Annotated in this window: 22 protein-coding genes; 11 read left to right on the top strand and 11 right to left on the bottom strand. The window is 63.1% G+C overall.

Translation table 11 applies throughout. The annotated features are described in order from the left end of the window. Nucleotides 1–49: 49 nt before the first annotated feature. On the bottom strand, nucleotides 50–1,693 hold the full coding sequence (locus GM79_RS10960; RefSeq protein WP_035563607.1) for a CTP synthase: 1,644 nt from the start codon (nucleotides 1,691–1,693) through the stop codon (nucleotides 50–52). Between the two features lie 249 nt (nucleotides 1,694–1,942). Here GM79_RS10960 and GM79_RS10955 point away from each other — a divergent pair, with 249 nt between their 5' ends. Next, nucleotides 1,943–3,556, top strand: coding sequence for a Na+/H+ antiporter (locus GM79_RS10955; RefSeq protein ID WP_051718778.1), 1,614 nt, complete (start codon nucleotides 1,943–1,945; stop codon nucleotides 3,554–3,556). A gap of 101 nt (nucleotides 3,557–3,657) precedes the next feature. After that, nucleotides 3,658–5,085, top strand: coding sequence for a D-alanyl-D-alanine carboxypeptidase/D-alanyl-D-alanine-endopeptidase (locus GM79_RS10950; protein ID WP_152559949.1), 1,428 nt, complete (start codon nucleotides 3,658–3,660; stop codon nucleotides 5,083–5,085). Between the two features lie 169 nt (nucleotides 5,086–5,254). Here the strand turns inward: GM79_RS10950 and GM79_RS10945 are convergent, their stop codons facing one another. Together GM79_RS10945 and serA are read right to left on the bottom strand one after the other, a co-directional pair. Next, nucleotides 5,255–5,800 carry an REP-associated tyrosine transposase gene (locus GM79_RS10945; protein ID WP_035563604.1) on the bottom strand — a complete coding sequence of 182 codons (546 nt, stop codon included), beginning with the start codon at nucleotides 5,798–5,800 and terminating at the stop codon, nucleotides 5,255–5,257. A 142-nt stretch (nucleotides 5,801–5,942) separates the two neighbouring features. Next, nucleotides 5,943–7,844 (bottom strand): phosphoglycerate dehydrogenase, encoded by a 1,902-nt coding sequence (gene serA / locus GM79_RS10940; RefSeq protein WP_035563600.1) that lies wholly within the window; start codon nucleotides 7,842–7,844, stop codon nucleotides 5,943–5,945. A 57-nt stretch (nucleotides 7,845–7,901) separates the two neighbouring features. Between serA and GM79_RS10935 the strand changes: the two genes are divergently transcribed. The 3 genes from GM79_RS10935 to GM79_RS10925 all read left to right on the top strand — a co-directional run bounded on the left by GM79_RS10935 (nucleotide 7,902) and on the right by GM79_RS10925 (nucleotide 11,781). Further along, on the top strand, nucleotides 7,902–9,083 hold the full coding sequence (locus GM79_RS10935) for a serine hydrolase domain-containing protein (RefSeq protein ID WP_035563597.1): 1,182 nt from the start codon (nucleotides 7,902–7,904) through the stop codon (nucleotides 9,081–9,083). A 191-nt stretch (nucleotides 9,084–9,274) separates the two neighbouring features. Then, nucleotides 9,275–9,640: a hypothetical protein gene (locus GM79_RS10930; RefSeq protein WP_035563594.1), complete on the top strand. Its 366-nt coding sequence runs from the start codon at nucleotides 9,275–9,277 to the stop codon at nucleotides 9,638–9,640. 158 nt (nucleotides 9,641–9,798) lie between these two features. After that, nucleotides 9,799–11,781 carry a M1 family metallopeptidase gene (locus GM79_RS10925; RefSeq protein WP_035563592.1) on the top strand — a complete coding sequence of 661 codons (1,983 nt, stop codon included), beginning with the start codon at nucleotides 9,799–9,801 and terminating at the stop codon, nucleotides 11,779–11,781. A gap of 74 nt (nucleotides 11,782–11,855) precedes the next feature. On the opposite strand, the gene GM79_RS10920 is transcribed toward GM79_RS10925, so the two are convergent. Beyond that, nucleotides 11,856–12,278, bottom strand: coding sequence for a DUF983 domain-containing protein (locus GM79_RS10920; protein ID WP_035563590.1), 423 nt, complete (start codon nucleotides 12,276–12,278; stop codon nucleotides 11,856–11,858). A gap of 161 nt (nucleotides 12,279–12,439) precedes the next feature. Continuing rightward, nucleotides 12,440–13,300, bottom strand: a complete 861-nt coding sequence (locus GM79_RS10915; RefSeq protein WP_035563589.1) for a helix-turn-helix domain-containing protein — start codon at nucleotides 13,298–13,300, stop codon at nucleotides 12,440–12,442. Between the two features lie 209 nt (nucleotides 13,301–13,509). Between GM79_RS10915 and GM79_RS10910 the strand changes: the two genes are divergently transcribed. Beyond that, the gene (locus GM79_RS10910; protein WP_235184042.1) at nucleotides 13,510–14,529 is read left to right on the top strand and encodes a transglutaminase-like domain-containing protein; all 1,020 of its coding nucleotides are present in this window, start codon (nucleotides 13,510–13,512) and stop codon (nucleotides 14,527–14,529) included. Nucleotides 14,530–14,609: 80 nt separating this feature from the next. On the opposite strand, the gene GM79_RS10905 is transcribed toward GM79_RS10910, so the two are convergent. The 3 genes from GM79_RS10905 to GM79_RS10895 form a co-directional block, all read right to left on the bottom strand. Beyond that, the gene (locus GM79_RS10905) at nucleotides 14,610–16,241 is read right to left on the bottom strand and encodes a GMC family oxidoreductase (RefSeq protein WP_035563586.1); all 1,632 of its coding nucleotides are present in this window, start codon (nucleotides 16,239–16,241) and stop codon (nucleotides 14,610–14,612) included. A 123-nt stretch (nucleotides 16,242–16,364) separates the two neighbouring features. Next, entirely contained in the window at nucleotides 16,365–17,393 is a 1,029-nt protein-coding gene (locus tag GM79_RS10900) for an NADP-dependent oxidoreductase (protein ID WP_035563583.1), read from the bottom strand. Between the two features lie 83 nt (nucleotides 17,394–17,476). Further along, a complete protein-coding gene (locus GM79_RS10895; RefSeq protein ID WP_035563580.1) occupies nucleotides 17,477–18,424 on the bottom strand; it encodes an aldo/keto reductase in 948 nt (315 codons plus the stop codon). A 121-nt stretch (nucleotides 18,425–18,545) separates the two neighbouring features. On the opposite strand from GM79_RS10895, the gene GM79_RS10890 reads away from it, so the two are divergent. After that, a complete protein-coding gene (locus GM79_RS10890) occupies nucleotides 18,546–18,917 on the top strand; it encodes a fluoride efflux transporter FluC (RefSeq protein ID WP_035563656.1) in 372 nt (123 codons plus the stop codon). A 250-nt stretch (nucleotides 18,918–19,167) separates the two neighbouring features. Here the strand turns inward: GM79_RS10890 and GM79_RS10885 are convergent, their stop codons facing one another. Next, nucleotides 19,168–19,887, bottom strand: coding sequence for a DUF421 domain-containing protein (locus GM79_RS10885; protein WP_035563579.1), 720 nt, complete (start codon nucleotides 19,885–19,887; stop codon nucleotides 19,168–19,170). Nucleotides 19,888–20,013: 126 nt separating this feature from the next. Here GM79_RS10885 and GM79_RS10880 point away from each other — a divergent pair, with 126 nt between their 5' ends. Together GM79_RS10880 and GM79_RS10875 are read left to right on the top strand one after the other, a co-directional pair. Beyond that, nucleotides 20,014–21,255, top strand: coding sequence for a helix-turn-helix domain-containing protein (locus tag GM79_RS10880; protein ID WP_081867691.1), 1,242 nt, complete (start codon nucleotides 20,014–20,016; stop codon nucleotides 21,253–21,255). 113 nt (nucleotides 21,256–21,368) lie between these two features. Then, nucleotides 21,369–22,430 (top strand): aldo/keto reductase, encoded by a 1,062-nt coding sequence (locus GM79_RS10875; protein WP_035563572.1) that lies wholly within the window; start codon nucleotides 21,369–21,371, stop codon nucleotides 22,428–22,430. Between the two features lie 193 nt (nucleotides 22,431–22,623). Here the strand turns inward: GM79_RS10875 and GM79_RS10870 are convergent, their stop codons facing one another. Continuing rightward, entirely contained in the window at nucleotides 22,624–23,538 is a 915-nt protein-coding gene (locus GM79_RS10870; RefSeq protein WP_035563569.1) for a helix-turn-helix domain-containing protein, read from the bottom strand. 224 nt (nucleotides 23,539–23,762) lie between these two features. Further along, nucleotides 23,763–24,758, bottom strand: coding sequence for an aldo/keto reductase (locus GM79_RS10865; protein WP_035563566.1), 996 nt, complete (start codon nucleotides 24,756–24,758; stop codon nucleotides 23,763–23,765). Nucleotides 24,759–24,978: 220 nt separating this feature from the next. Between GM79_RS10865 and GM79_RS10860 the strand changes: the two genes are divergently transcribed. After that, entirely contained in the window at nucleotides 24,979–25,527 is a 549-nt protein-coding gene (locus GM79_RS10860; protein ID WP_035563563.1) for a hypothetical protein, read from the top strand. Between the two features lie 33 nt (nucleotides 25,528–25,560). Beyond that, a complete protein-coding gene (locus tag GM79_RS22990; RefSeq protein WP_051718775.1) occupies nucleotides 25,561–26,112 on the top strand; it encodes a YceI family protein in 552 nt (183 codons plus the stop codon). Nucleotides 26,113–26,119 lie beyond the last annotated feature (7 nt).

The following is a 26,119-nucleotide window of genomic DNA, read 5'->3' as shown; positions in this document are numbered from 1 at the left end:
CTTCGACAAGCTCAGCATGACGTACACTCTTGCTGTTAAGCGCAAATGCCTAGCCTTTGCGGTGCTGAATGGCGGCCCGCACGAAGCGCACGAACAGCGGGTGCGGCTGCTCCACCGTGCTTTTCAGCTCGGGGTGGAACTGGCCGGCCACAAACCAGGGATGGTTGGGCAGCTCAATAACTTCCACCAGGCCGGTTTCGGGGTTGGTGCCGGTCATTTGCATGCCGGCTTCCTCAAAGCGGGCCAGGTAGTCGTTGTTGAACTCGTAGCGGTGGCGGTGGCGCTCGCTGATGTGGTTTTTGGCGTAGGCTTTGGCCGCTTTCGAGCCGCGACGCAGGTCGCAGGCGTAGGCGCCCAGGCGCATGGTGCCGCCCTTCAGGGTAATGTTTTTCTGCTCCTCCATCATGGCCACCACGGGGTTGGGCGTGAGGCCGTCCATCTCCGTGGAGTTGGCATCGAGCAGGCCCAGCACGTTGCGGGCGTATTCTACCACGGCCACCTGCATGCCCAGGCAAATGCCGAAGAACGGAATGTTGTGCTCCCGCACGTAGCGCACAGCAGCAATTTTGCCCTCAAAGCCGCGCTCGCCGAAGCCGGGCGCCACCAGCACGCCATCGCAGCCGTGGAGCAGGCTGGCCACGTTTTCGGGCGTGATGTTGTCGGACTGCACGCTGCGCAGCGTGACTTTGCACTCGTTTTGCGCCCCGGCGTGCACAAATGCCTCGTTGATGGACTTGTAGGCATCGGGCAGCTCCACGTACTTGCCCACCAGGGCAATGGTCACTTCCTCGGTGGGGTTTTTCAGCTTGCCCAGGAAGTCTTTCCAGGCTTCCAAATCGGGCTGCACGGTGCCGCCCGTCAGTTTCAGGCGCTTTATCACCCGCTCGTCCAGCCCTTCCTTGCGCATGAGCAGCGGCACGGAATAGATGCTGTCGGCATCAAGGCTTTCGATAACGGAGTTGATTTTGACGTTGCAGAACAGCGCGATTTTGCGGCGCATCTCCAGCGGAATGGGGTGCTCGGTGCGGCACACCAGAATGTCGGGCTGCAGGCCGGCCTCGCGCAGGTCGCGCACCGAGTGCTGGGTGGGCTTGGTCTTGAGCTCGCCGGCTGCCTTCAAATAAGGCACCAGCGTGAGGTGAATCACGAGCGAGTCGGCGTCGGGCAGCTCCCAGCGGAGCTGGCGCACGGCCTCCACAAAGGGCAGGCTCTCGATGTCGCCGATGCAGCCGCCGATTTCGGTAATCACCACGTCGAACTGGCCGTTCTGGCCCAGCAGCAGCATGCGCCGCTTGATTTCGTCGGTGATGTGGGGCACCACCTGCACCGTTTTGCCGAGGAAGGCGCCTTCGCGCTCGCGCCGAATCACGTGGTCGTAGATGCGGCCGGTGGTGACGTTGTTGGCCTGCGAGGTGGGCGTGTTCAGGAACCGCTCGTAGTGGCCGAGGTCGAGGTCGGTTTCGGCGCCGTCGTCGGTCACGTAGCACTCGCCGTGCTCGTAGGGGTTGAGCGTACCGGGGTCGATGTTGATGTAGGGGTCGAACTTCTGAATGGTGACTCGGAACCCGCGGGCCTGCAAGAGCTTGGCCAGCGAGGCGGAAATTATTCCTTTGCCGAGTGAAGAAGTGACGCCGCCGGTAACGAAAATGTATTTCGCTGCCGACGCGGAGGGGGGATTGGAGCGTTCGGGCATGACGGGAGTCAAAAGTACGGTACCCGAAGTTGGAACGCGGAAAAATTCTGCGCGGGGCCTGCGTTGGGAGGCAGCTTGCCGGCATCGCAACAGGGCGTAATTAGCCCCAAAGCCGTCATGCTGAGTGCCGCAACCCGTAGTTGCAGCGTCACACGGCTCCTTTGCATTTCCTGGAATTAGGTGCGCGGTAAAAATCCCATACGTTGCCTGGCATGACGTTCTTACTTTGCGGGCTCAATTAGCTGTTCCATGCTGCATTCCACGTTGTTGCTCATTTTGGGGCTGCTCTTCGCCGTCTTCCTGCTGGTGATGCTGGGGCAGAAGCTGCGCATATCGTACCCGGTTTTTCTGGTGCTGGGCGGGCTGGTGCTGGGGTTTGTGCCCGGCTTGCCGCGCGTGGCCATCGAGCCCGACCTCATTTTTCTGATATTCCTGCCGCCTTTGCTCTACGAGGCGGCGTGGCACACGTCTTGGAGGGACTTCTGGCGCTGGCGGCGGCCCATCGGCCTGCTGGCCTTCGGGCTGGTGCTGTTCACGTCCGTCATCGTGGCCTATGTGGCGCAGGCCATGATTCCGGGGTTCACGCTGGCGCTGGGTTTTTTGCTGGGCGGCATCATTTCGCCGCCCGATGCCGTGGCCGCCACTTCGGTGCTCAAGGGCATTAAAGTGCCCAAGCGGGTGCTGGCCATTCTGGGCGGCGAGAGCCTGCTCAACGATGCGTCCAGCCTGATTGTATTTCGGTTTGCGCTGGTCGCGGTGGTCTCGGGCACGTTTGTGTGGCAGCAGGCCGCTACCAGCTTCGTGGTGGCAAGCAGCATGGGTATCGCGGTGGGCGTGGGCGTGGCCTACGGCTTTTACCTGTTTCATAAATACCTACCCACTACGCCCAACATCAACACGGCTCTCACCCTAATGGCGCCCTACGTGATGTACCTCGTGGCCGAGGAGTTCCATTTTTCGGGCGTGCTGGCGGTGGTAAGTGGTGGCTTGCTGCTGTCGTATTTTTCGCACACGGTTTTCGATGCCAGCACCCGGTTGCAGGCCAACGGCGTGTGGGCCAGCCTCGGCTTCGTGCTCAATGGCCTAGTATTCATTCTTATTGGCCTGCAACTGCCCATGACGGTGGAGGGAATGGGCGATTATTCGTTGGGGCAGGCCACCGCCTACGGTCTCATCATCACCGCCATCGTTATTCTGATTCGGCTGCTGTGGATATTTCCGGCGGCTTTCCTGCCGCGCCTGCTGAGTGCCCGCATTCGCCGCCGCGAGCCTAGCCCCGGCTGGCAGGGGCCGCTGGTGCTGGGCTGGGCCGGCATGCGGGGCGTGGTATCGCTGGCCGCGGCCTTGTCCATTCCGTTGCTGGCCAACGGCCAGGCGTTTCCGCAACGCAACCTGATACTCTTCATCACCTTCGTGGTCATTCTGGTGACGCTGGTTTTCCAGGGGCTCACTCTGCCGGCGCTCATCCGCTACACCAAACTGAGCGAGCTGGAAGAAGCCGTGCCGCCCGCCGAGCAGGAAGCTGGTGTGCGGCTCCGGCTGCGCAAAGTGGCCCTTGCGCACCTCAAGCAGCAATACGCCCCCGAAATGAGCGGCAACAAGCTGGTGGCCCGCCTGCACCAGCGCATGGAAAGCGAGGTGCAGCTCACGGCCCAGACGTTGGAGTCGATAGAGTTTGACGACTCCCAGCGCCAGGCCCTGCACCACTACCACCGCGTGCTGCTGGACGTGCTGCGCGTGCAGCGCGAAGAGCTGTTTCAGATGCGCCGCCACAACGTGTTTGAGGACGAAGTGCTGCGCCAGCAGGAAGCCCAGCTCGATTTGGACGAAGCCAAAGTGCTGCACATCGAGCACCCCGAATAGCGGCCGTGCCGGTGCCGCCGGCGCATCACGGCAGGCTCCGGCTCCGATTTTATTTCGTGAATTACCTCTGGTTGGACTCAGAAGCTGCGTAATTTCGTCGCGTGCTACGTCCCGTCTACTTTCTATTGTTGCTGGCGCTGGGCGCTACTCAGCTGCCCGCCTGCGCCCAAACCGCCGAGGCGCCGCCGGCTGTGGCGGTGCCGCCGCCGCCCGGCCAGCTGCCCTGGTTCCAAAACCTGGTGGATAGCTCGGCGGTGCTCAGCCAGCACCAAGTGGGCATTAGCATGGCCGACGCCACTACCGGCGAAATCCTGTTTGGCCACAACGACGGCCGCTATTTCACCCCGGCCAGCACCATGAAGCTTTTTAGCTTCTACGCCGGCCTGAAGCTGCTGCCCGACTCGTTGCCCAGCCTGCGCTACTTCTCGCGGGGCGACACCCTGTTTTTTCAGGGCACCGGCGACCCCACCTTCCTGCACGGCGACGTGCCCAGCCGCCGCGCCTACGCCTTCCTGGCCACCCGGCCCGAAAAAATGCTGGCCTACTGCGATATCGCCAGCGTGCCCGCCTACGGCCCCAGCTGGAGCTGGGACGACTACACGTATTATTTCCAACCCGAGCGCACTGCTTTCCCGATTTATGGCAACACGGTGCGTTTCTACGCGGCGGCGCCCTTGCGCCCGGCCCAGCGCGCCGGTGGGGCCGCTGCCAACCGCGGGCTACCGTTGCCGCAGCGGGTGCGGGTGCTGCCCCGCTCGTTTGCGCCACTCACGGAGCTGGCCCCGCCTAACTTTCTGTCGCCCGACATCGACCCCGATACCCACGTGCGCCGCGACCCGCTCACCAACCGCTTCTACACGCTGCCCTCCACCAAAAAGTGGATAGACGAAGTGCCGTTTCGCACCAGCCGCACGCTGTTGCTGCGCATGCTGGGCGATACCTTGCGCCGGGCCATTGTGGCCGTGCCGTGGCGTCCTCGTAAAACGGACGAGGTGCGCACCCTGAGCGGCCTTCCCGTCGATTCGCTCTACCGCCGCATGCTGCGCGTGAGCGATAATTTCCTGGCCGAGCAGCTGCTGCTGATGAGCAGCACCACGCTCGGCCGCGACTCGCTGAGCACCAGCCGTGCCATCCGCGTCACGCTGCGCAAACACCTTACCGTCCTGCCCGACCGGCCCGTTTGGGTGGATGGCTCGGGCCTCTCGCGCCTCAACCTGGTTACGCCGCGCAGCTTCACGGCCCTGCTGCTCAAGCTGCACCAGGAGGTAGAAGAGCCGCGCCTGCTGAGCGTGCTGGCCGCCGGCGGTGGGCAGGGCACCCTGCGCAAGCGTTACCGCGACGCCGCTGGAACCTGGTTTTGGGGCAAAACCGGCACCCTCACCAACACCGTGAACCTGTGCGGCTACGTGCGCACCAAATCCGGCCGTCTGGTAGCCGTCACCTTCTTCAACAACGGCTTCCCGGCCGACGACCAACCCGTACGCAACGAAATGGAGCGCCTGCTGCGCCAGGTGCGGGACAGGCTATAAATAAACTGCGGCCACTGCACGCCCTGGCGGCAGTCTACAGGCAACGCAGTTGCCCAGACTGCCAGCCACGCCCACAAGTGCAGTCTCCAGACTGCCGAATTAAATAATGAGCCACAAGTTTCAAGCGGCAAGCTTCACAGCCTGTTTCCAGACTGCTGAATTTGAAAGCCTAAAACAGCAACGACACCGGCAGCACCGCTTCCAGCCCGGCGTAAAACGAGGCCGAGGAATACACATAGTCCTCAGCGCGGTAGCAGATGCCCGCCCGCACGGGCTTGGCGTGCGTGTAGGCCAGGCGCTGGCGCACCATTTCCTGGCTGCTCAGCTCCACGCCGTGGCTGCGCTGCTGCCAGAGCTGGAAATTAGTATTGTTGGGGTTTCGTTCGCCCTCCTGCGTGAGGAGCCACCGCAGCCAGTTGCGGCGGCTTTCGGTGGGGGAGGCGATGATTTCCGTGAAAAGGCGGGTGGCCGTGAATTTTTTGAAATCCCGCACAATGTGAGAAAGTTCGTGGCCTTCGGCGGCACGGGCGATGAGGTGCAGGTGGTTGGTCATGAGGCAATAGGCGAATAGCTCCAGCCCCTTGTGGGCCTGGCAGTAGCGCAGGCTCTCGATAACGATGTCTTTATAGTGCGGGCGGGTGAAGATGTCGGCCCAGCCCACGGTGGTGAAGGTGAGGAAGTACAGGGCCTGCTGGTCGCGAATTGGATAGCCCATGGTGGCGGTTTTGGGGGCGGGTTTTGCGAGGCTAGCGGGGTGCGGCAGTTGGAGACTGCATTCGTTGGCGCGGCTGGCAGTCTGGGCAACTGCGTTGCCCGTAGACTGCTGCCAGTGCGGCTTGTAGCTTGTGGCTCACTACCTAATACAGCACCCGGAACTTGATGGTGTGCTCCACTTCGCGCAGGGCTTTGATGACTTCCTGGTCGTATTCCTTGTTGATGTCGGTTATCACGTAGCCGATTAGCTCGTTGGTTTTCAGGTACTGGCCCAGGATGTTGACGTGGTGGTCGGCCAGCACGTTGTTGATTTTGGCCAGCACGCCGGGGACGTTGGCGTGGATGTGGATGAGGCGGTGTCCGGGCTGTACCGGCAGCTGGATGTTGGGGAAATTGACCGATTGCTGGGTGTTGCCGGTGTTGATGTAGGCCATGATGCGCTCGGGCACAAATTCGGCAATGTTGCGCTGGGCCTCGGCCGTGCTGCCGCCGATGTGGGGCGTGAGAAGCACGTTGGGCAGGCCGCGCAGCTCGTTTTCGAAGCCCTCGTGATTGGTTTTGGGCTCGTAGGGAAACACGTCGATAGCCGCGCCGCCGAGGTGGCCGGAACGCAGGGCGGCGGCCAGGGCCGGCACGTCCACGACGTGGCCACGGGCGTTGTTGAGGAACAGAGCACCCTTTTTCATCAGCGCAAATTCCTTTTCGCCGAAGAAATCCAGGTTTTCGGGTCGGCCGTCGATGTGCAGCGTCACCACATCGGCCTGCGTGAGCAATTCTGCCAGCGTGCGGCACTTCAAGGCATTGCCGAGCTGTAGTTTTTCGGCAATGTCGAAGTACACCACCTTCATACCCACCGCCTCGGCCACCACCGATAGCTGCGAGCCGATGTTGCCATAGCCCACAATGCCCAGCGTCTTGCCGCGAATCTCAAACGCGCCGTTGGCCGACTTGTCCCACTCGCCGGCGTGCATTTTCGGGTTTTTTTCGGGGATGCGGCGGGCCAGCACGATAATTTCGCCCAGCGCCAGCTCCACCACCGAGCGGGTGTTGCTAAAAGGAGCGTTGAACACGGCTATGCCGCGCTTCATAGCCTCGGCCAGAGCTATCTGGTTGGTGCCGATGCAGAACGCGCCGATGGCAATCAGCCGGTTGGCCGCTTCCAGCACCCGCGGCGTCACCTGGGTTTTGCTGCGGATGCCGAGAATGCTCACGCCCTCAATGCGCTGAATCAGCTCGTCTTCGTCGAGGCCGCCGGGCACGGTTTCTACCTGGTAGCCTTCGGTGCTGAATAGCTCCCGGGCGCGGGCATCGGGGTTTTCGAGCAGCAGGACTTTGATGCGGTTTTTGGGGTACGAAAGAGTCATGGGAAGTTTTAGTTGGTACAAAAACTCGTCGAAGGTGGGAAGCACTTCGTCGGCGTGGGCCACCACGGTGGGGCGGCTAACATTCTCGGTGTAAGCGTAGAAGCGGTGGGCCAGGCCGGCCTCGCGGATTTGGTAGTCGGTGTAGCCATCGCCGAGTACGTATACCGGCCCGTCCAAATCGAGTAGCACCAGCTGGCGAATTTTGCCGCCGTCGCGGCTCAGCACGTTGGTTGGGTCGCAGCCGGTGATGTTGCCGGCCGCGTCGAAGGTAAAGGTGTTGGCCAGCACGTGACTGGGGGCAATGCCATACTCGGCCACCACGGGCTCAATGAACTCGCGAAAGCCGCTGCTCACCACGTAAATGCGGTCGGCGAAGCGCCGAAAAAAGTCGCCGTTGCGCCGGATGCTTTCGCTCACCTTGGTTTGCAGGCGGGCCACCAGTGGCACCAGGTGCCGCTCGTTGGCACCCAGCAGCGCCAGCCGCCGCGCCAGCGACTCCTGAAACCCGATTTCGCCGGCCATTCCCTGGTCGGTGAGGGCGCGGATTTGGGCCACCACCTCGGCTTGGTTGGGCTGGCCGTGCAGGGCAATTTCGGCCAGCTCATCGAGGCCTTCCACTTGCGTGAAGGTGCTGTCGAAATCGAACACGAGGTAGGGCAGGGCGGGGGCGGAGGCAGACATATGCGCAAAGATGCGTCCGGCCGTACCTTACCGCTCTATTTCAGCCCCAATTATTCCATGAAACTTCTGCTGCTTTGGCTGCTTGGTTGCTTCCTGGCAATAGCCCCGCCCGCCCATGCCCAGCAAGCCCCCGTCTTCCATACCCTCGACGGCCGCACCCTGCGCCCGGCCGACATCGACCGCACCGTGCGGGCGCTCATGGATTCGGCCCAGGTGCCGGGGCTGGCCGTGGCGCTCTTCGAAGGCAACAAGGTGCTCTACCTGCAAACCTACGGCGCGCGTAACCTGGCCACCAAGGCCCCGCTAACGCCCCAAACGGCCATGTACGGGGCCTCTTTCAGCAAGGCGGTGTTTGCGTATCTGGTGATGCAGCTGGTGCAGGAAAAGCGCCTCGATTTGGATAAGCCGCTGGCCGGCTACCTGCCCCGGCCGCTGCCCGACTACGACGCCTGGCGCGACCTTGCCGGCGATGCCCGCTGGCCACGCCTCACCGCCCGCATGGCCCTCACCCACACCACCGGCCTCCCCAACTGGCGCTGGCTGGAACCCGACCGCAAGCTGCGCTTCAAATTCGAGCCCGGTGCCCGCTACGGCTACTCCGGCGAGGGCCTGCAGCTGTTGCAGCTGGTGGTCGAAACCATCACCCAACAAAGCCTGGTGGAGCTGAGCGAAGCCCGCGTATTCGGTCCGCTGAAGATGCGCCGCACCAGCTACGTGTGGCAGCCAGCTTTCGAGGAAAACCACGCTCTGGGCTACGATGAGCAGGGCCAGCCGCTGGAGAAAAACCGGCGCAAAAAGGCCCAGGCCGCCGGCTCGCTCGAAACCACGCCGGCCGACTACGCCACCTTCCTGGCCGCCGTGATGCATGGCCGGGGCCTCACGCCGGCCGCCAAGCGCGAAATGACGAGCCTGCAGGTTCGCATTCCCTTCAAAGCGCAGTTTGGGCCGCTGGCCGTGGTGGCCGCGCCCGACAGCAACCGTACCATCCGGCTGGGCTACGGGCTGGGCTGGGGCACGTTTGAGTCGCCCTACGGCCCGGCTTATTTCAAGGAGGGCCACGACGATGGCTGGGAAAATCACAGCGTCGTTTTCGCCGACCGCAAGCTGGGCCTGCTGCTCATGGGCAATAGCTCCAACGCCGATAAAATATTCCGGGCCCTACTGGAACGCCTGCTCGGCGACCAAGCCACGCCCTGGCAGTGGGAAAATTACGTGCCTTACCAAATGGTGGATAAGTAGTGAACTTGTTCCTGCGTAAGTAGCAATCAAAAAAAGACAGGTCATGCTGAGCGCAGTCGAAGCATCTCTACCGAGTCACTAATCCAATCAATTCAACGAAGCGGTAGAGATGCTTCGGCTACGCTCAGCATGACCGTCGATTTTATGCGTTTCTGCTCATTCGAGAATATGCCCCTTCATTAACCCGACCAATGCCCACGCCCCAACGCCTAATTTTCGTGTACAACGCCGACGGCGGCCGGCTGGCCGGGCTGAAGGATATGTTCCACAAAATCCTTTCGCCCGGCACCTACCCGTGCTCGCTGTGCGCCGTGACCTACGGCGCGACCTCGATGCAGCCGGAGTGGCGCGAGTTTATTAAGACGCTGCCGGTGCCGGTGGATTTTCTGCACCGCGACGAGTTTATTCGAGACTACTCGCAATGGCGGCAACACCTATTGCCAGCTGCTTTCGCACTGCCAGATTTGGGGCCCCTGCAGCCCTTCATCGAAGCACCGGAAATGGATGCGGCCGACCTAAACGGACTGATGACGCTGGTGAAGCAACGGCTGGGATAACGGGCCGGCGCTGCCATAAAGAAGCGTCATGCCGAGCGAAGCCGAGGCATCTCGCGTGCTCAAGTAATCCAAACTACCTCACACCAGATTCCTCGGTTCCGCTCGGTATGACGTTCTTTTGTGCGATTCGTTTTTCGCCTTTCTCCCTTTAGTATTCCATGAAACGACACTTTTTGCTGGGCGTGGCCCTGCTCACCACGGCCGGCGCGGCGCGGGCCCAAGCCGTGAATACCGGCCCAGCCTACGACGCCCGCACGCTGTTCAGCCCGCTGTTTATTGAGCAGCTGGCCACGCCCACGCGCACGGCTGGCGGCAAGCCCGGCGCTGCCTATTGGCAAAATGAGGCGGACTACAAAATAGACGCCAGTCTGGACGACAAAACGGCCCGTGTGACGGCTACCGTGGATATTACCTACACTAACAACAGCCCCGACCGCCTGCCCTTCGTGTGGCTGCAGCTCGACCAGAACCTGTTCCGGGCCGACTCGCGCGGGGCCGCCGCCACGCCGGTGGCCGGCGGACGCTTCGGCAATGCCGCGCGGGGCTTCCAGGGCGGCGACTCGCTGCAAACCGTGACCATAGACTTCCACGGCAAGAAGCTGAAAGCCAACTACCGGGTGTACGATACGCGCATGCAAATCCTACTGCCCGAAGACCTGCGGCCGAAAGGCGATAAGCTCGGCATCCGCATTAGCTACGCCTTCAATATTCCCGAGTACGGCGCCGACCGCCTGGGCCGCCTCAAAACCCAGAACGGCGAAATATTTGAGGTGGCGCAGTGGTATCCGCGCATGGCCGTGTACGACGACGTGGAGGGCTGGAACACGCTGCCCTACCTCTCGGCCGAGTTTTACCTGGAATATGGCAACTACGATTACACCATCAACGTGCCCGCCAACTTCATTGTGGGCGGCTCGGGCGAGCTGGTGAACCCGGCCGAAGTGCTGACTGCCACCCAGCAGCGCCGCCTGGCCCAGGCCGCCGGCTCCGACAAAACCGTGCTGGTGCGCTCCGCCGACGAGGTGACGCAGGCCAGCTCGCGCCCGGCTGGCAAAAATGGCCGCCTCACGTGGCGTTTCCGTTGCCAGCAGGCCCGCGATGTGGCGTGGGCGGCCTCGGCGGCTTTCGTTTGGGACGCGGCCAAAATGAACCTGCCGAGCGGCCGCAAGTCGCTGGCCATGTCGCTGTACCCGACGGAGTCGGCGCAGGATACGGCCTGGAATCGCAGCACCGAATACGTGAAGAAAAGCATCGAATTCAATTCGAAGCAGTGGTACGAGTACACGTATCCGGTGGCTACCAACGTGGCCGGCGTGGTGGGCGGCATGGAGTACCCCGGCATCGTGTTTTGCGGCGCCAAAGCCCGGAAGGAAGACCTGTGGGGCGTGACGGACCACGAATTCGGCCACAACTGGTTTCCGATGATTGTGGGCTCGAACGAGCGGAAGTACCCTTGGATGGACGAAGGCTTCAACACCTTCATCAATATTCTAACCACCAACGACTTCAATAACGGCGAGTACAAGTTCCTGAACGACACCGTGCGGCTGGCCCAGGGCCTGGCCCGCGCCATTGCCGACCCCGCCGTGGACCCGCCCTACACCGTGCCCGACGTGACGCAGGCCCGCAACCTGGGCTTCGCGGCTTATGGCAAGATGGGCTACGGCCTGTTTTTGCTGCGCGAGGAAGTGCTCGGCCCCGAGCGGTTTGACTACGCTTTCCGCGCCTACATCAAGCGCTGGGCCTTCAAACACCCGCAGCCCAAGGACTTTTTCCGGACCATGAACGAGGCCAGCGGCGAAGACCTGACCTGGTTTTGGCGCGAATGGGTGTACAACAACTGGACCCTCGACCAGGCCGTGACCACCGTGGCCTACGTGAATCAGGACCCCGCCCAGGGCGCCCTCATCACCATCGAAAATCGAGGACAGGCCGCCATGCCCGTCACGGCCCAGGTCACGGAAACCAGCGGCAAAACCAGCCGCGTGAAGCTGCCGGTGGAAATCTGGCAGCGCGGCGGCACTTGGACGTTCCGCTACCCCTCTACCACGCCGCTCACGCTGGTGCGCCTCAACGCCAGCAAGCTGCTGCCCGACGCCAACCCGCGCAACGACGTGTGGCGGGCGCAGACATTACGCTAAGGCGGAACCGAAACGCGCAAAAAAAGCCCCGGCTGCTCGATTGAGCGGCCGGGGCTTTTGCTTTTCCAGCAACTTCAAAAATCGGTACTGCCGGTCGTGGCGCGGCGGTGTTTTTGCCAGTCGGCATCGTAGCGCGCGCCGCCGAAAAGGTAGAGCATGATGGCGCGGGAATAGCGCAGCACCAGCGGCGTGAGCAGCAGCGACACCACGGTTACAGTTACCACATAAACCCAGGTGTCGGGGTCGCCAAATAGGAAGTAGAGGGGGATGCCCACGGCAAACATGGTGGCCACGTTGAAACCGAAGGTGATGTACATCGAGCCGAAGTAAAACCCCGGCTCGGGCTCAAACGACTGCCCGCACACGGGGCACTGGGCCGGCATTTGGGCAAACTTGGTGATGTTGAGCGCGGAGTGGCTGAAGAGCTTGCCTTCGTGGCAGCGCGGGCAGCGCAGGGCCAGCAGCGCCAGGGAAGAAGATTCGAGGGGAGCATCCATGAGAAGCGGAACGGGAGAAGGGGTAACAACCTATACGCACAAATGGCGGGCAGCAGTGTAAAAACTGCCGCATTTGCAGGGCGCCTTGCTGGTTGCGGACACAAAGTTACCGGTCGCGTGGTCCGGTTTCGCAGCCCGCTTGCCCGCACTTACAGGACAAATCAACGCTGTTGCCGAAACGCCTCCGGCGTGGTGCCCGCGTACTTGCGGAAGTAGCGCACGAAGTACGAGGCGTCTTCAAAACCAAGCTCGTAGGCCACTTGCGCCACGCCCAAGCCTGAGTGGCTCAGCAGGCGCCGGGCCTCCAGCACCACCCGCTCGTGGATGAGGGCGCTGGCCGTTTTGTTGAGCCCGCGGCGGCATAGGGCATTAAGGTGGTTGGCGCTGAGGTGCAGCAGCCCGGCGTAGTCGCTCACGCTGCGCTTGGTGCGGTAGTGCTGGTTGAGCAGGGCGCCAAACTGGCGGATTTGCTGCTGCGCGGGGTTGGCCTCGGCGGGCGGCAGGGCGGGGTAGTGGCGGGCGGCCAACTCCAGGCTCAGGTGCAGGTAGGTGCGGAACACCTCGGCCTGGTTGGCGTGCGGGACCATTCCTTCGACATACAGGCGCTCGAATAGGGGCCGGATTTCAGTTTCGGAAGGCTCCAGGTAAAGCACCGGCGCTTGGGCACTGTCGAAAAACGGGTAGGCATACAGGCCGTTGCCCGGATAGCGGAATAGGTAGAAATCGGTGTCAAAAAACACGACGTAGCCGCGCGCATCGGTCCCGAGCTGCCAATGGTGCACCTGCCCCGGCACCAGAAAAAACACGCTGCCCGGCCGCAACTCATACGTCACCAAATCCACGGTGTGGCGGCCGGTGCCGGCCGTGATGTAGAGCAGCAGGTAAAAATCGTGGGCGTGCGGCACGTTCACGTGCGGAAACCGGACCACGTGGGTTTCCAGCCGCTCGCAGTAGTAGGGCGAGCGGGCCTGCGCCTGCGGAAACGAGGCCAGGGCCAAAACCGGATGACCAGCAGCTTTCATGAGCAGAGAATAGACCGCGAAAGTAGCCCCGCGCCGCCGGGCGTACCTTTGGGGTACTGCTGGGGTCTGGTTGGCCCTGACTGGCGGGCGCCCATTCGGCGCCGCGTCGACGGGCACGGCGCGCTGCCGTGGTCGTTGATTTGGAGCCTTTTGGGGCTTTGAACCAGCTGTGCCGACGCCCGCCAGCAGCGACTTGTTGCCTTGTTGTTGTGACTGATTTGTTGATGAACCGCTCGGCCGTTTGGGCCGGGCTGCTGGGCGCCTGCGCGGTGCTGGCCAGCTTTAGCGCCCCGGCGCCCCGGCCCGTGGCCGCCCGCAGCCGCACCTTTGTGCTCACCACTACGGCTACCGTCCCAGTTCCGCCCGCCGGCACCAAATCCCTTGATGTGTGGCTGCCCGTGCCGCACGCCGACGCCTCGCAGGACGTGCGCGACCTGAAAATCGACTCGCCTGTGCCGTACAAAATCGAAATGGGCGCTTTCGGCAACCAGATGCTGCACCTGCAGCTGGCCGTTGCGCCCACGGCTCCGTTAGTGCTCAAGCTCACGGCCCAAATCACGCGCCGCGAACACCTCAACCTCAGCGCCACCGGCCAGGCTGCCAAACCCGCCAAAAAAGAAAAGGCCGACCCCAACATGGCCCGTTGGCTGGCCCCCGACCGCCTCGTGCCGCTCGATGCTACCATCCGGCAGCAGGCCCAGGAAGTGGTGGCCAAAGCCAACGCCAAAACCGACCTGGAAAAGGCCCGCGCCATCTACGAGCACGTGGTGAGCACCGTGACCTACGACAAAACCGGCCAGGGCTGGGGCCGCGGCGACATTTACTACGCCTGCGACGCCCGCCGCGGCAACTGCACCGATTTCCACGCCATCGTCATTGGCTACTGCCGCAGCCTGGGCATTCCGGCGCGGTTCAGCATCGGATTGCCGCTGCCCACCGAGCGCGGCAAGGGTGAAATAAAAGGCTACCATTGCTGGGCCGAGTTCTACACTACTGAAACCGGCTGGGTGCCGGTGGACGCTTCCGAAGCCGCCAAAAACCCAGACAAGCGCAACTACTTCTTCGGCGCGCACGACGAGAACCGCGTGGAATTTACCCGCGGCCGCGACGTGGAACTGGCCCCTAAGCAAGCCGGCCCGCCGCTCAACTACTTCGTGTACCCCTACGCCGAAGCCGACGGCCAGCCCCTGGATGTAGCCCGGAAGTATGAGTTTGCGGACGCCAGATGAGCATGACCGTTTCTTTTTGGTTACGATTATTCCTAACGTAACAATGCATCGCGCCGCGGGCCGGGCACGGGCGGTTTGCCTTATTCTGCGGCCGCGGTGCCGGCCATGGCCAGGTCCTGGGCCATCCAGGAGGCATCCAACTCCTGCAGTATCATATCGGCGCACTTCTCGCCGATGACCATCGTGGGGATGTTGCTGTTGCCGTTGATGATGATGGGCATGATGGAGGCATCGGCGACGCGCAGCCCGGCCATGCCGCGCACCCGGAGCATATCATCGACCACGGCCAGCGCATCGTGGCCCATTTTGCAGGTGCCCACGGGGTGGTAAATGGTCATCGTGTAGTCGCGGATGAAGTTTTCGAGTGCTTCGGGCGTGGTCACGTCGGGGCCGGGCAGGTGACGCTCGCCGCGGTAGGGGGCGAAGGCGGGCTGCTCGGCGATGGCGAAGGCGACAGCTACGCTCTGCTTCATCAGCTCCATGTCGTGCGGGTCGCCGTAGTAGTTGGGGTCCACTAGGGCTTTGTCGAAGGGGTCTCCCGAATTCAGCGTGACGCTGCCCTTGCTGTGAGGGCGCACCACGCCCGGCAGCAGCGTGTAGCCGTGCCCGGCGGGGTTGCCCGCGCCGTGGTGAATGAACCAGCTGGGCCCGAAGTGAAACTGGATTTCGGGCGAGCCGTCGATGCCCAAATCAATGAAGCCCCCGGCTTCGCCGATGTTGGAGGTGAGCATGCCCATCTGCTCGTTTTGAAAGCGGGCACCCTGCTCGGGCGAGGTGGCATCGGCCAGCGTAATTGGCTGGGTGCAGTGGTAGGCCACGGGCACGAACATGTGGTCCTGCAGGTTCTGGCCCACGCCGGGCAGGTCGAGCTTCACCTCAATGCCGTGCTGGCGCAGGTGCTCGGCCGGCCCAATGCCGGAGAGCATCAGCACCTGTGGCGAGTTGATGGAGCCGCCGCTGAGAATAACTTCCCGGCGGGTCCGCACCTGCTGCGGCTGGCCGTCGTGCACGTAGGCCACGCCCACGCAGCGGCCGTCCTCAATCAGCAGCTCCGTGACGTGGGCGTGGGTGATGGCCGTGAGGTTTTCGCGCGCCAGGGCGGGGTGCAGGTAGCCGCCAGCGGCGCTGCAGCGCAGCCCGTTTTTCTGCGTCACCTGGAAAAGGCCGAAGCCGGTTTGCTCGCCGTTGTTGAAGTCGTCGTTGGGGGCGTAGCCGGCCTGGGTGGCGGCTTCCACGAAGGCCAGGCTCAGGGGGTTGGGGTCGCGCAGGTTGGCGGTGTTGATGGGGCCGTTCACGCCGTGATGGGCGCACTCGCCGCGCTCCTGGTGCTGGGTTTTGCGGAAGTAGGGCAGCAGGTCATTATAGGCCCAGCCCCGGTTGCCCATCTCGGCCCAGCGGTTGTAGTCGTTGGGGTTGCCACGCATAAATATCATGGCGTTCATCGAGCTCGACCCGCCCAGCATCTTGCCCCGGGGGTTGAACTCGCGCCGCCCGTTCAGGCCGGCCTGCGGCACGGTCATGTAGTCCCAATCTAGGGCCGTTTTGAAGAGGTGCGGGAAGGCGGCCGGCACGTGAATTTCCTGTTGGGCATCGGGGCCGCCGGCTTCCAGCACCAGCACCCGCAGCTCGGGCCGCTCGCTGAGCCGGGCCGCTATCGCGCAGCCCGCCGAGCCGGCGCCAATCACAATGTAATCGTATTCCGTTGGGGTCATGGGTGGGAGTTGGTTGGGTTGGTGAAAGCCGCGGGAAGCAGGCCGTAAGATGCCTAAAGCTATGAATAATAGCAGACTATTCCAACCCAGTAACCAGCGTGCCCGCTTGCCCCCGCGCACGTTTCACGGCGCCAGCACCAGCTTGCCGAAGTTCTCGCCCGAAAACAGCTTGAGCAGCGTCGGCAGGAAGTTTTCGATGCCGTGCTCTACCTGCACCTTGGGCGTGTGCAGCTTGCCTTCCTGAATCCAGCCGGCCATTTCGCGGGCGGCGGTGCCGTAGTTGGCCGCGTTGTCGAACACCACGATGCCTTCCATGCGGGCGCGATTCACGAGCAGCGAGAGGTAGTTGCTGGGGCCCTTTACGGGCGTGGTATTGTTGTATTGCGAGATGGCGCCGCAAATCACGATGCGGGCTTTGAGGCGGATTTGCTCCAGCACGAAATCCAGGATTTCGCCGCCCACGTTGTCGAAATACACGTCGATGCCCTGGGGGCAGGCGGCGCGTAGGCCGCTACGCACGTTCTGAGTTTTGTAGTTGATGCAGGCATCGAAGCCCAGTTCGTTTACCACGTAGTCGCACTTTTCCTGGTCGCCGGCAATGCCCACCACGCGGCAGCCTTTGAGCTTGGCAATCTGGCCCACCACGCTGCCCACGGCGCCGGCCGCACCACTCACCACCACGGTTTCGCCGGCCTGGGGCTGGCCGGTGTTCAGCAGGCCGAAGTAGGCCGTCATGCCCGGCATGCCGAGGGTGGCCAGGTAGGCTTCGAGCGGGGCCAGGGCCGTGTCTACTTTCAGCAGGTACTCGGGGCTGGTGGGGTCGGGAGCGCCCGTGCCCACCACGGCGTACTGCTGCGCGCCCAGGTTGCCGGTCACGTAGTCGCCCACCGCAAAGCCGGGGTTCCGCGATTCCACCACCTGCCCGGCCGTGCCCGCCCGAAAAACGTCGCCTATTTTAATGGGCGGAATGTAGGATTTGCCCTCGTTCATCCAACCGCGCATGGCCGGGTCGAGGGAAATAAAGCTGATTTTAACCAGCACCTGGCCTTCGGTGAGGGCGGGTACTTCAGCGGTTTCAAGGCTAAGATTGGCCGGCTGGGGCAGGCCCACCGGCCGCGAAGCCAGCGTAACGCGCGTGTTGGAATAGGGCATGGAAGGATGGTTTTTGAAAGGAGTAATGAGAGTAGAAGAACGGTCATGCTGACCTTACTTGTTGTGCGGCTGGGCAGGCCAGTTTAGTGCCCTTGCGCCAGCGTTTTCAAGTCATCCGCCGTCAGCCGCAGCTCCGTGGCTTCGAGCAGCTCCTTAACCTGGCCCACGCTGGTGGCGCTGGCGATGGGCGCCGTCACGCCGGGGGCCTGCATGAGCCAGGCGAGGGAAACCTGGGCGGGCGTGGCCGAGTGGGTATCGGCCACGGCATCAATGGCGGTGAGCAGGGCGAGGCCCTTTTCGTTGAGGTATTTCTGGCCCACGCCACCGCCGCGGGCGCTTTTCTGGAGGTCGGCCTCGGTGCGGTACTTGCCGGTGAGGAAGCCGGCGGCGAGGCCGTAGTACGGAATCGCGCCAATATTTTCTTGGAGCAGGAGCGGAGCCAGATTCTTTTCAAAATCTTCCCGGTCGTACAAGTTATAGAGATTTTGCAGGGTTTCGTAGCGTGGGAAATCGTGCTTGGCGCTGGCGTCCAGCGACTCCTGCAGGCGCTCAGCCGTGAAGTTGGAGGCGCCGATGACGCGCACTTTACCGGCCTTCACCAGTTGGGCGTAGGCTTCCAGCGTCTCCTCCACGGGCGTGGTGGGGTCGTCTTTGTGCGACTGATAGAGGTCGATGTAGTCGGTTTGCAGGCGCTTGAGCGAGCCTTCCACGGCGCGCAGGATGTAGTCTTTTTTCAGTCCTTTGTTTTCGGCGTTCACTTCCCAGCCCACTTTGGTAGCGATAGCGACGTCATCGCGCCGCCCGCGCCGCCGCAGCCACTTGCCGATGATGGTTTCGGACTCGCCGCCCACGTGGCCGGGCACCCACACCGAGTAGCCGTCGGCGGTATCGATGGCGTTGCCGCCACCGGCCACAAAGGCATCGAGCACGGCAAAGGAAGTAGCTTCGTCGATGGTCCAGCCGAAGACGTTGCCGCCCAGCATGAGGGGTGAAATGGCGAGGCCGGAGCGGCCGAGTTGACGGGTTTGCATAAGGTTTTCGGAAGAAAAAGCAGGAATTACGGGCCGTTGCGGCGCGGGTAGTTTAACCAGGGAACAGGCCATCGGGTTGCGGGTGGGGGAGGGCAAGCCCAGCGCGCGTAAGTTTGCCGGCATGAATTATTCCTGGCTTGTGGTGGGCGCGGGGGGCGGCCTGGGCGCTGTCGCGCGTTATTTCATGCAGCAATACGTGCAGGGGCGCTGGCCGCTGGCCTGGCCCGTGGGCACGGGGGCGGTGAACGCGCTGGGCTGCCTGCTGGCCGGCTTGGCCCTGGGCCTGCTGGAGCGGTACGCGCTGGGCGCGGCCTGGCGGCTGCTGCTCATTACGGGGGTGTGCGGCGGCTTTACCACGTTCTCGGCGTTCGCGCTGGAAAACGTAGGCCTGCTGCGCGAAGGCAACGTGGGCCTGGCGGCGCTGTACGCGGGCGGCAGCGTGGCGCTGGGGGTGCTGCTGGCCGGCGCCGGCTACTGGCTGGCGCGGGGGTGAAGAAATTAAAAATGAAGAATTAAAAATTAAAGAGGATAGAGCGGGTCTTTAATTCTTCATTTTTAATTATAGGACTTACGCACTCAGTTGCTGGCGCGCGTCTCCGACGCGTTGCCCACTGGTTTCGCGTCTCTGACGCGCGCGGCCAACGAGACCAGACGGTGCAAACGGCGGCGTTTGGAAACGCCAAGCCAGCAAGCCACGCGTCAGAGACGCGCGCCAGCAACTGAGTGCGTAAGTCCTGAATTAATTACGTGATGCGCCGCGCCGTGCTGGCCGGCAGCCAGCGTTGGCCACGGCAGGTGGGGCAGGCGAGGGCGGCGGCGGGCTGCAGGTCCTGCACGTGGCCGCAGCTGATGCAGGCGTGGGGGCCGGCCGTGGCAATGGTTTCGGAGGCGCGGTCCAGCTCTTCGGGCAGGATAGACAGGCCGGGGCGCACGTCGGCGTCTTCGTAAAAGAACAGGCTCATCTGGCCGGTGGCTTCGCTGTACACGGCTTTGAGCTGGCCCAGGTGCTCGACCTGCTGCTGCCGCAACTCCCCGAACAGCTCCTTTTGGGTGAGGTTTTGCCGGCTGAACTTGTCCCACTGCAACTCGCCGTGGTGCAGCAGCCGCACTTCCTTGCCCTCCATCCAATCGCTGAATTTGGGCGACACTTCGGTGAAGTAATTGAACAGCCAGTACAGGCCCATCACCGTTCCAAACACGATGACGGCGTGGCTGAGCGGTACTTCGGGGTAAAACATGGTGTCGCCGGCAATGGAGCCCAGGCCGATAACGATGCTGAGCTCAAAGAGCGAGAGCTGCTTCACGCTGCGCCGCCCCGTGATGCGCAGTGCCGCCAGCAGCAGCAGGTAGGTGATAATGCACCGGAACACGACTTCCAGGGCGTAAAGCGGCGTTTGTTCGCCTGGCCACACCAAGCGCTGCCAATCGAAGGGAATAACGGGTTCGGCCAGAAACAGGGGCATGATGCACGTCTAGTGAGCCCGGGCTTACGGCGGGGCAGGGCCGGGCGTTCGGGCGGGGGCCCGCCCGTGCGGACTTTTTAGCGCAGCGGGCCGCACATTTGCAGCGGTCCGGTATTCGCTGAACGTATGCAAGTCGTTGTTTCCTTTATGTCGGTGGCGCTGTTTGCCATCATCGCGCAGGCGCTTTTTGCGGCCGGGCTGCTGGTGGCCGCGCCCGTCAACCGGGTTTCAAACCGGTTTTTGGCCCTGCTCATGGGGGCCATTGCGCTGTGGGTGCTCGATGGGTTTTTCCGGGTGTCGGGGCTGTACGGGCAAAATGCCGGGCTGTACTTCTCGCCCATCTACTACTCGCTGGCGTTTGGGCCGCTGCTGTATTTCTATGTGCGCAGCTTGGTCAACAGCGGGTTTCGGTGGCGGGCTCGGTATTGGATGCACTTTGGACCGGTGCTGGCGCAGGCGGGCCTGTACTGGTGGCTGCGGTTTCAGCCCTACGCCGTGCGCAACGCCTTTTGGGAGCAGGTGCACCGGCCGTTTAGCTACCGGCTGGAGTTCATCGGCACTTGGGTGTCGCTGATGGTGTATTTGTGGCTGAGCCTGCGGGTGCTGCGGGACTACAGCCGCTGGCTCGAAGACAACTTCTCGGAGGTGTCGCGGCTACGGCTGCGCTGGTTGCGCTGGCTGCTGGTGTTGCTGGCCGTGGTGAGCGGGCAGTGGCTGGCGGAGCTGGTGCTGCGCGAGTTTTTTGAGGTGTACTACCGCTACGATTATTCCACCGAGCTGCTGGGCGTCGTGGTGTTTGTGATTGGCATCGTGGGCCTGCGGCAGGCCGACATGCGCGCCGTGCAGTTCGCGCCCGAAGCGGAAGCGCCGGAAGAAACGCCGGCCGCTCCCAGCACGGCGGAACCTACCGTTAAGGCTGGCTCAGCGGTGGATTTCGCCGCGCCAATGGCGCCAGATTCCAGCGCCGCACCGGCTGCCTCAGCCCCGGAATCGGCGCCGGAAACCACTGCCGCAACGCCGCCCGCCGCTGTTTTGCCCGACCCGCTCGTGATGGAGCGCATCCGCCGCGCTTTGGTTGAGGACGGCCTCTACCAAAACCCCACGCTGACCCTGGCCGAGCTGTCGGCCCACACCGGCCTGGCCCCGCGCCTCATTTCCTTCACCGTGAACGCCGGGTTTGGTCGCTCCTTCAACGACCTGGTGAACGGCTACCGAGTGGCCGAGGTGCAGCGCCGCCTCGCCGCGCCCGATGCCCGGCGCTTCACCCTGTTGGGCATTGCCTTCGAAAGCGGCTTCAACTCCAAAACCACGTTCAACCGTATTTTTAAGCAGCTGACTGGGGTGGCCCCGCGCGACTACCAGGCCTGACACTGCAGCAGTAGCCGTCGTTTCGTGTTGCAGAAACCGCGGTTTGTATAGCCGCGTCCCCGGCCGGCCGCAGACCTTTGCAGCGTATTCAAGCACTTCATTTACCTGCGACTATGAGTCTCACCGCCTTCCGCACCTTGGGCCGCTCCGGCTTGGTAGTCAGCCCGCTTGCCCTGGGCACCATGACGTTCGGGACCCCGCGCTGGGGTTCAGCCGATGACGTGTCCGAGGCTATTTTCCACGATTACGTGGACGCCGGGGGTAATTTTATTGACACCGCCGACGTGTACGCGGGCGGGCGCAGCGAAACCCTGCTGGGCGACTACGTGGCCGCCCGCCGCCTGCGCGACCAACTGGTGCTGGCCACCAAGTTCACCTTCAACGCCCAGCCCGGTAACCCCAACGCGGGCGGCAACGGCCGCAAAAACATCCACCGGGCGCTGGAAGGCTCGCTGCGCCGCCTCCAGACCGACTACATCGACTTCTACTGGCTGCACGCCTGGGACATGGTGACGCCCGTGGAAGAAGTGCTGCAAACCCTCGGCGACTTAGTGCGGGCGGGTAAAATCCGCTACTTCGGGGTGTCCGACATGCCGGCCTGGTACGCTACGCAGGCCGCCACCCTGGCCGCGGCGCACGCCGTGCCCGGCCCCATCGCCATGCAGGTCGAATACTCGTTGGTCGAGCGCAGCATCGAGCGGGAGCACGTGCCCGCCGCCCGCGCCTGCGGCCTCGGCATTGTGCCCTGGAGCCCGTTGGCGGCCGGCTTTCTAGCCGGCAAATACGAGCGGGACGGAGCCGGAGCCACTGGCGAGGGCCGTTTGAGCGGCCCCAACCCGTTCGGCAACCAGAAATTTACGGACCGCAACTGGCAGGTGCTCGAAGCACTACGGACCGTGGCCGGGCAGCTCGACCGGCCGCTGGCGCAGGTGGCGCTGGCTTGGGCGGTGGCGCAGCCCGGCGTGGCGGCGCCCATCATCGGGGCCAGCAAGCTAGCGCAGCTGCACGATAACCTGGCCGCGCTCGACGTCCGCCTCAGCCCCGAGCAAATGCGGGTGCTGAACGAGGCCAGCGCCCTGGAAGTGGTGTTTCCCTACGGCATCGCCTCGCCGGCGGTGAATCGGGGCATTTTTGGCGGCCATACCGTGCAAGGCTGGCCCGGCACCCAAGGGTAAAGCGGCACCAAGCAGGTTCCATTCTCAAACAGGAGGCCCAGGAAGCCAGGGTATTTCATTCAGAACGTCATGCTGAGCTTGCCGAAGCCTCTCTACCGCAATACTAAAATTGATTAGTTGTGCGGTAGAGATGCTTCGGCTGCGCTCAGCATGACGTTTCAGGATACAGCTGTGGTACTTGAAACCGCCAAATCTAGTTGGCCGCTACCCGAAAGGCAGCCGGCGTAAGGCCCGTTTTGCTTTTGAAAAGCCGCGTGAAATACTGCGGGTACTCGAAGCCCAGCCGGAACGCGGTTTCGTTGATGGAAAGGTTGGTGGTGAGCAGCAGCTGTTTGGCTCGCTCCAACAAGTGCTGGTGGATGTGCTGCTGGGTGTTTTGGCCCGTGAGGGAGCGCAGCATGTCGCTGAGGTAGGCGGGCGAAACGTGCAGGGCGTCGGCGAAGTGCTGTACGGTGGGCAGCGGCTGGCTTTCGGCCTGGGCGAAGTAGGCGGTGAGCAGTTCCTCAAAGTGGCTCAGCAGGTCGTGCTCGGCCGGCCGCCGCGTCAGGAACTGGCGGTGGTAGAAGCGGTTGGCGTAATTCATCAGCACTTCGAGCTGCGACACCAGCACCTCCTGGCTGAAGGCGTCGATGGGCTGCTCGTGCTCTCGGCGCAGACCTTCGATGAGCCCTTCGAGCTGGCTTTCTTCCTGGCCCGATAGGTGCAGCGCCTCGTGTACCTGGTAGGAAAAAAAGTTGTAGCCGGCCATTTTCTTACCAAGCGGGTACTTGTGCAGTAGGTCGGGGTGGAAGACCAGCATCCAGCCACTCAGCTCCGAAATGTCCATTTCCGGGCTGCCTTCGCACAGCTGGCCGGGGGCGTAAAACGCCAGCACGCCCTCACTGAAATCGTAGGGGCGGTGGCCGTATTCCAGCCGGCCCTTCAGGTTTTTCTTCAGCGAAACAATGTATAATTGCCGCAGCGCCGGCCCCGTCGTTTGCTGAATGTGGCTGATTTTTGACAAGTCAATCAGCGTCAGCAGCGGGTGCGCCGGCGGGGGAAAGCCAAAATGCCGCGTGAAATCCGCAACGGTGGCCAACACCTGAAAATCCTTGGCGCTATTTTTCATGAACAGAGGCAAAAGTGGCGCGGCAGATACTGCGCTGGATTCGATGATGAAATTTAGTTGTGCAGGCGTGCCCAGGCGTGGACCTCACCCCCTAACCCCCTCTCCCCAGGAGAGGGGGGACTAGTATTTAGTCTTAGTGTCTAGTAATCAAATTTTTAGAACTAGTCCCCCCTCTCCGCAGGAGAGGGGGCTAGGGGGTGAGGTTGACGCTTGGGTTTTACGCCCTAAAAACCAGCCGGATACGCCGCGCCGGCCGCGCTGCCCACCGGCATAATGGCGTCGAGCGCAGCCAGCTCGGTGGGGGTGAGGACGATGCTGGCGGCGGCTACGTTGGCTTCCAGGTACTTGCGGCGCTTGGTGCCGGGAATGACCACCACATTCTGCGCCAGCACCCAGGCCAGGGCCAGTTGGGCGGGCGTCACGCCTTTGGCCGTGGCCAGCACTTTAAGTTGTTCCACCAGCGCAATGTTTCGGTAGAAGTTCTCGCCCTGGTAGCGGGGAAAGAAGCGGCGCGAGTCGTTGGCTTCGAAGTCATCGGGGGTTTTGATGTCGCCCGACAAAAAGCCCCGGCCCAGCGGCGAGTAGGCCACAAAGCCAATGCCCAGCTCCCGCGTGGCTTCCAGGATACCTTCTTCCTCCACCTTGCGGTCGAAGAGGGAATACTCGGTTTCGAGGGCGGTGATGGGGTGCACCTGGTGGGCGCGCCGCAGCACGTCGGCCGAGACTTCACTCAGGCCCAGGTAGCGCACTTTGCCTTCTTCCACCAGCCGGCTCATGGCCCCTACGGAGTCTTCGACGGGCGTGGCGGGGTCCACGCGGTGCAGGTAGTAGAGGTCGATGTAGTCGGTGCCCAGGTTGCGCAGGGAGCGTTCTACGGACTTGCGCACGTACTCCGGGCGGCCGTTGTAGCCGCCGGTCCACTGCTCGTCGTCGCCCACTTCAAAGCCGAATTTGGTGGCCACGATGTACTGGTCGCGCCGGCCGGCCAGGGCTTTGCCCACCAGCCGTTCGTTGTGCATGGGGCCGTAGAGGTCGGCGGTGTCGAGCATCGTGACGCCCAGCTCCAGGGCCCGGTGCAAGGTGGCCAGGCTTTCGGCCTCGTCGGCCTCCCCGTACACGCTCATGCCGTTTACGCCGCTGGTCATGCCCATGCAGCCCAGTCCTTCCACGGGTACTTCCAGGCCCTGGCTGCCTAATGCTACTTTTTTGAGGGTGCTCATAGTGGTAATTGGTTTGTAATGAGTTTTTTGATGCGGTACAAAGGTCCGGGCCAGGTCGGCGCCGGGGCCTATACGAACCGCAGTTTCTGCAACACAAAACGGCGCGTGTGCAGCTCGATAGGCCCCATATCCGGTTCTGGCACGTCCCACATCCGGTAGTGGGGCGCTTGGGGGTAGGGGAGAAGGCCACCTTTGGGTCGTACTTCAACCGCCCCTCTTCATGACCCGTTTTCTGCTGCTGGCGCTACTCGCGCTGGCCCTCCACTCGACCCCGAGCCAAGCCCAAACCACCCCGGCCGAAGCCCTGCCGACTAGGGCCTGGACCGACCGCACCCGCGTGCTTCCCGACGAGCTGCGCCGCCTGCCCGTGGGCCTCACGCTCTGGCACTCGCCCGGCGTCGTCTACCCCGAACCCAACCCCGCCGTGCCCGGTGGCTACGTGTGGAAGCACAGCACCGCCGTGCGGGCTGAAGATGCCGACCTGGAAATTGTGGTTTGCGGCAGCTACATCTGGTACAGCGCCGCCGGCTGGCAGCCCAACCTGCGCCACTCGCCCGCCGAATTCGCCGAGCTGTTCGGCTGCCCCGGCGGCCGGCTAAAAAAGGGCATCACCTACACCTTCAAGCGCAACTACCGCTACGCCGCCAGCTCCAAAAGCCTGTATGGCGGCGATGCCCTGTGGTTCATCATCGCCCGAGACGCCCAGGGCCGCCTCTACAAAGGCTACGGCCTGATTGAAACCGAAGCCGACCCGCCGACCTCCAAATAGTCACCTCACCGCCACGTTTTTACCCCCATTGTCATGAAAAAGCTACTCATCACCCTGCTTCCCTTCCTGGCCCTGCTCGCCGCCCGGCCCGCCGCCACCACCTACCGCCTCGACCCCGCCGCCAGCACCCTCACCTGGACGGGCCATGCCGAAGCCGGCACCTGGGCGCCCCAGGGTACCATCCGCCTTCGCGAGGGCCAGGTTTTGGCCGAGGGCCGGACCGTGCGGGCCGCCCGCGTGGTGGTGGAAATGGCCACCCTGAACCACGAGCAGGCGCCACTGGCCGAGCACCTGCGCAATGCCGACTTCTTTGACACCGGTAAATTTCCCACCGCCGTGTTTGAGCTGACCGAATTTAAAGCCGGGCAGGCCGCGGGCACGCTCACCATCAAGGGCGTGACCCGGCCCGTGGCGTTTCCGGTGGCAGTGGTGACCGTGCCCGGCGGCCTGCGCCTGCGCGGCACCGCCACCCTCGACCGTACCCAATTCGGCATCAACTACAACTCCACGGCCTTCTTCCAAAACCTGGGCAGCTACGCCATACGCAACGATTTTCAGGTGGCATTTGACGTGCTGGCGCGGTAGCGGGCAG

Source organism: Hymenobacter sp. IS2118 (assembly GCF_000715495.1).
In the GTDB taxonomy this organism is placed as follows: domain Bacteria; phylum Bacteroidota; class Bacteroidia; order Cytophagales; family Hymenobacteraceae; genus Hymenobacter.
Note: the sequence above shows the minus strand (reverse complement) of the source record. Positions and strands in the feature narration are given on the sequence as shown.

Excerpts from the sequence above, each read along its gene's own strand:
- GM79_RS10960 (WP_035563607.1), bottom strand. The coding sequence starts at position 1,693 with ATGCCCGAACGCTCCAATCCCCCCTCCGCGTCGGCAGCGAAATACATT.
- GM79_RS10955 (WP_051718778.1), top strand. The coding sequence starts at position 1,943 with ATGCTGCATTCCACGTTGTTGCTCATTTTGGGGCTGCTCTTCGCCGTC.
- GM79_RS10945 (WP_035563604.1), bottom strand. The coding sequence starts at position 5,800 with ATGGGCTATCCAATTCGCGACCAGCAGGCCCTGTACTTCCTCACCTTC.
- serA (WP_035563600.1), bottom strand. The coding sequence starts at position 7,844 with ATGTCTGCCTCCGCCCCCGCCCTGCCCTACCTCGTGTTCGATTTCGAC.
- GM79_RS10935 (WP_035563597.1), top strand. The coding sequence starts at position 7,902 with ATGAAACTTCTGCTGCTTTGGCTGCTTGGTTGCTTCCTGGCAATAGCC.
- GM79_RS10930 (WP_035563594.1), top strand. The coding sequence starts at position 9,275 with ATGCCCACGCCCCAACGCCTAATTTTCGTGTACAACGCCGACGGCGGC.
- GM79_RS10925 (WP_035563592.1), top strand. The coding sequence starts at position 9,799 with ATGAAACGACACTTTTTGCTGGGCGTGGCCCTGCTCACCACGGCCGGC.
- GM79_RS10920 (WP_035563590.1), bottom strand. The coding sequence starts at position 12,278 with ATGGATGCTCCCCTCGAATCTTCTTCCCTGGCGCTGCTGGCCCTGCGC.
- GM79_RS10915 (WP_035563589.1), bottom strand. The coding sequence starts at position 13,300 with ATGAAAGCTGCTGGTCATCCGGTTTTGGCCCTGGCCTCGTTTCCGCAG.
- GM79_RS10905 (WP_035563586.1), bottom strand. The coding sequence starts at position 16,241 with ATGACCCCAACGGAATACGATTACATTGTGATTGGCGCCGGCTCGGCG.
- GM79_RS10900 (WP_035563583.1), bottom strand. The coding sequence starts at position 17,393 with ATGCCCTATTCCAACACGCGCGTTACGCTGGCTTCGCGGCCGGTGGGC.
- GM79_RS10895 (WP_035563580.1), bottom strand. The coding sequence starts at position 18,424 with ATGCAAACCCGTCAACTCGGCCGCTCCGGCCTCGCCATTTCACCCCTC.
- GM79_RS10890 (WP_035563656.1), top strand. The coding sequence starts at position 18,546 with ATGAATTATTCCTGGCTTGTGGTGGGCGCGGGGGGCGGCCTGGGCGCT.
- GM79_RS10885 (WP_035563579.1), bottom strand. The coding sequence starts at position 19,887 with ATGCCCCTGTTTCTGGCCGAACCCGTTATTCCCTTCGATTGGCAGCGC.
- GM79_RS10880 (WP_081867691.1), top strand. The coding sequence starts at position 20,014 with ATGCAAGTCGTTGTTTCCTTTATGTCGGTGGCGCTGTTTGCCATCATC.
- GM79_RS10875 (WP_035563572.1), top strand. The coding sequence starts at position 21,369 with ATGAGTCTCACCGCCTTCCGCACCTTGGGCCGCTCCGGCTTGGTAGTC.
- GM79_RS10870 (WP_035563569.1), bottom strand. The coding sequence starts at position 23,538 with ATGAAAAATAGCGCCAAGGATTTTCAGGTGTTGGCCACCGTTGCGGAT.
- GM79_RS10865 (WP_035563566.1), bottom strand. The coding sequence starts at position 24,758 with ATGAGCACCCTCAAAAAAGTAGCATTAGGCAGCCAGGGCCTGGAAGTA.
- GM79_RS10860 (WP_035563563.1), top strand. The coding sequence starts at position 24,979 with ATGACCCGTTTTCTGCTGCTGGCGCTACTCGCGCTGGCCCTCCACTCG.
- GM79_RS22990 (WP_051718775.1), top strand. The coding sequence starts at position 25,561 with ATGAAAAAGCTACTCATCACCCTGCTTCCCTTCCTGGCCCTGCTCGCC.